Here is a 518-nt window from a genome sequence, read left to right on the forward strand (position 1 = left end):
CGCGTTCCTCGGCGACTGGTCGCGCTACATCCCGGCAAACACCCCGCGTCGCAAAGTAGTTGGGGCCGCGTTCCTGTCCCAGATGGCGACGCTGCTGCCGTTCGTCTTCGGCCTGGCGACCGCCAGCATCATCGCCACGAAGGCCCCCAAGTACGTCGACCCGTCCGCCCCCGACTTCGTGGGCGGCCTCCTCGCCATCTCGCCGAGCTGGTTCTTCCTGCCGGTCTGTCTGCTGGCCCTGATCGGCGGCATGTCCACGGGCACGACCTCGCTCTACGGCACCGGGCTCGACTTCTCGTCGGTGTTCCCCCGGCTGTCACGGGTCCAGGCGACGCTGCTGGTCGGCGTGCTGTCCATCGCCTTCATCTTCATCGGGCGCTTCGGGCTCGACCTCGTGCAGTCGATCTCCACCTTCGCCACGATGATCATCACGTGCACCACACCGTGGATGGTCGTGATGATGCTCGGCTTCTACACCCGTCGCGGCTGGTACGACCCGGACGCGCTCCAGGTCTTCA

General features: G+C 66.6%; 1 protein-coding gene. It reads left to right on the forward strand.

Going from position 1 to position 518, the window contains the following annotated elements; all coding sequences use genetic code 11:
* On the forward strand, positions 1-518 hold a 518-nt coding region (locus JHN45_RS52445), incomplete at both ends, for a cytosine permease (protein ID WP_201056580.1).

Source organism: Streptomyces sp. MBT53 (genome assembly GCF_016654115.1).
Taxonomy (GTDB): Bacteria; Actinomycetota; Actinomycetes; order Streptomycetales; family Streptomycetaceae; genus Streptomyces.